Genomic DNA, 3,847 nt, shown 5'->3' with positions numbered 1-3,847 from the left:
GGTGACATCGTTTTTATGTCAACCTTGGTCTAACAGAGCCATTTCTTTTCTCTATCTCATCAGTTACGCTGCGAATGGCACCCGCACCTTCTTGAGAGGGCGGAGCAATCTTAATGCCTTCCAACCCACTCAAACATTTATAGGTTTTTCCCTGATTAAAAATGACATCTGAACTATCCACGGCATCCGATGCCTTTTCGACTAGTTTTTGGGTTAGCCAGGGAATGAATCGAGTTCCCTCAAGCAAAACGAGTATCTCTTCATTTATGGAAAAATCAAGTTCATCCAAAAGGCGCAGTACATAGGATTCTCCCTTGTCCACGTCCTCGTCAAACTCAAGATCAATTGCCTGAGCAACAAAATAGGCATGCAGACTTCTCGAGGCAAAAGAGTAGTTAAAGCCATTGTCTTCAACTAGGAGCACGCCAGACTGGACAGAAGCATCCATGATTATTTTTGGAGTTATAGGGATACCGTATTCACTCAGGTAGTTTTCAGCCACTTCAGAGAATGTCATACTCGAGAAAACAGTCGTTCGATCAGAGTGAATTTTAAGAGCCAGTTTCTTCAAAACGGTAATAACCGCATCCGCCAATATATCGAGCATCTGATTCTCGCCATCTGATATGACATTACATATCTTTCTTTTGACGTTTGAATTCATAATTGACGTAAACGGCAAGTCACCCTTGATAAAAGACGCACCGGAATCATAAATGTAAAAATCAATATATTGATTGATGAAGGGCGGAGTCATATCAAACAATTGAAAATGAGAGCCAACAGCTTTATCAACAATGGCAATAAGCTCATCTACCTGTGCATCGGAAAGCCCAGTACCCTTACATCTCTTTTGAATTAACTCGTCTCTTTTATTTTTCGTCCAAGGACAGATAAGCAGATGTCGAAAATCGACCTCGACTGTTTCGTCCAACTCAAACGTAAAACTATTAGCAGTAATTAAAACAATATTGCCGGCAGTCTTGAGCATCGATTTAATGACATCGGATTTTTTAGCTTTTCTCTTCAGAGAATCGAAGTCATCAACGAGCAAAAGAACTTTTTCACGAGGAATCCGTCCAAACAGTTCAACAGCTTCCCGAGTATCACCATACTGATCCTTGATAATGGATGACAGCGTTCGTGAAATGGAACCAGTTGAATAATCGGGAGTCAACAATAGAGGCGAATAGCCCATCGCCAACGACTCGCGGTATATGGCTTTAAGTAAAGAGCTCTTGCCCGCACGAATATCACTATGGATTTCAAGCGTTTTAACATCAAGCAGGAACTCCATAAAAGAATGGATATCAGATATTAACTTTTGGTCATTAATTCTTAGTTCACCATCTTTTGTGCCAGTTGCGATCTCTTCTTTCAAAGAAGGAAACACAAATGAGTCCTTAAATGATTCGCTTGAATTATCTTCAGTTTCAAAAAGCTCGTTCACAAAATCTGAGCGCGGTCTGAAGTACGATTTTGATTTTATATAACGCCGATAAGAGTGGGCCTCATCGAGAAGCGTGTGAATTTGTGCAGAGGCTTCCCAGCCATAGACCCTTTCCGCAAATTCATAGCTGCCAAACTCTCCAAAGCGAATTAGTAGCATTTTATAGGAGCTCTGGTCATCATCGCAAAGTGAATAGGTTCCTCCTCGCACGACAACACAGGACTCACCTGACAAACCACCTACGCAGCGGCTTTGTCCCATATGCTCATGTCCCGTAAACGCAAAGTCAAAGCAGTTGGCAAGCATATTCTCCAGGCTAATACGCTCATTATCGCGGAACCACTCTGGACCATGATGCGAAGCAAAAATATGAAGGCCTGTGTCCGGTGTGTTATCAAGTAGAGCGCGCTCAGGGTTTCTCAATACGTGAAACCCTTTATCATCACCATCAAGAGTAGATAAGGGGGCGCTATTAAAACCAGATACCGAGACTTGTGTCCCCTCAACCTCAAAAACAATTGGCTGTGGCTGACCTAAAACAAATTCGTTGTTATACTTGCTGGCAAACTCATAAAATGATGCCATATAGTCGAGATCCAGATCGTACTGCTCGCCAGAAAAGTACTCAATAGACTTACACGGGCCATGCAAATCATGATTTCCCGGCAATATATAAACTTTCAATTGGTATTCAGGTTGGTTCAGTTGTTCAATCAGATAGTCAAAGAACATAGCCGCTGATTGATATTCGCTTTCCTTGCCAGTTCGGGCAACATCACCAGTAACAAGCAGCAATACGGTCCCAGACTTAATACTCTTTTTAATAGTCACGAGGATATCGTCTACCCGTTTTTGATAATTGCCCTGAAGTTCTTTGAAATGAAAGTCCGTAAGCTGGACAATACAAAGCTGAGGATCAAAATCACGGCAATCCACTGCGCGACCTCCGAAATACTACTCCGTCGAATATATTGATTCTACCTACACACGCCGCTCACTTACCAGGCATTAAAGAAACAATTAAAGGGACGGCTCCATACAAGGCAATCGGAATAAAGGCGAAAACGATACCAAAGATAATCAAGCGACGACACAGCTTTTCGTCCCGCCCCGAAATGAGGGAAAACACCGCAAATACCATAATCAATAGTCCAAACAAAGAGCATGCAAGAAACGCAAGCTCGAAAAACTTCAGCAATGATTGTGAAGTAATAGACGCCATGGTAAAAACCACAGAAAGCACGGCGGAAAATAGACCAACAATTTCAACGTTACTTGACACACTTGCTTTTACGTTTTCAATTTCTATAGAAGCACGGTCAGCAATTCTCTTATTCGACGACAGAAAGTCTGCACGTAATCGAGCGGCTTCAATATCGGCGAGATGCTTTGGATATTCAGGGGAAGTCGGATGCAGCAAAGACACGGCTTTGTCAAAATCAATGTATGCTTTATTCAAATCCCCCTTCAACGCATTAAGTCGAGCCCTTTTAACACGGTATTTTGGATAAGATGAATCCAAACTAATTGCACGGTCGACAAACTCAATCGCCTCATCAAGATAAGCCGCATCTACCTCTACCCCGCTCTCCATAAGTGAGGCAACAATATGGGCATATACGTGCAGGCATGATGGCCTATCCGGGAACTGAGAACAAAGAGTATTCGCATCTTCTAGCAACTCGGCATGAGATTTACCAAGAGGATTACAAAACTCATAGCAGCTAAGATATACAAGCTTGAAATCGATGTTATCTTCGAATCGAGTAGCCCCATGCGTAATAAGCGACTGCAGTTTTTGACGATCGCAGGCTCGTCTATAAATCACCGAGAGTAAGTAAAAGCCGGCAAAACCGAATCGGAAATTAGACCCATTCCCTTCATGGAAATAGATATCTTCCAATTCGGAAAGGATCTCATCATAGTCCTTAGACGTAAATACGATATCAGCCAGATCAGTAATAACCGAATCGAATTTCGCAGAGTTCGGCTTAACATCCGAAAGAATCCATTTTAGTTCGTGAAGTAAGTTGCCATGCATGCGCTTCGACCTCCCAGACATGTAAAACGTCTCACGCCATCACAGCGACGACTTTTTTTTTGACGCAGCCCTACAGAGAGTGGCAATAGAATACGGGCTTTGCGAGAACATGAGGATCGCCCATATGCACATAATCGATTGCCGTGAATCGCTACCGCTGCAATACAGCCACACCTAAACGAGCAAATGCTCACTCAGTAAACGGTTAACCAAATTGCAAGGTCAGCGAACAGATATTAACGTCATGCACCAGACAGTGAACGCCTGAGGCAATGGTACTCCCTAACGCTTTAACGGGGCACATTGGTCTAATAATTTGGCTCTGTTAGACCAAGGTTGACATAAAAACGATGTCA

2 protein-coding genes are annotated in these 3,847 nt (G+C 42.8%); both read right to left on the bottom strand.

Annotated features, from left to right (window positions below):
* Positions 1-13: 13 nt before the first annotated feature.
* Entirely contained in the window at positions 14-2,386 is a 2,373-nt protein-coding gene (locus DXD16_RS10080) for a metallophosphoesterase (RefSeq protein WP_117655981.1), read from the bottom strand.
* Between the two features lie 58 nt (positions 2,387-2,444).
* A complete protein-coding gene (locus DXD16_RS10075) occupies positions 2,445-3,491 on the bottom strand; it encodes a M48 family metallopeptidase (protein ID WP_117655980.1) in 1,047 nt (348 codons plus the stop codon).
* Positions 3,492-3,847 lie beyond the last annotated feature (356 nt).

It is taken from the genome of Collinsella sp. TF11-5AC (assembly GCF_003436775.1).
GTDB lineage: Bacteria > Actinomycetota > Coriobacteriia > Coriobacteriales > Coriobacteriaceae > Collinsella.
Note: the sequence above shows the minus strand (reverse complement) of the source record. Positions and strands in the feature narration are given on the sequence as shown.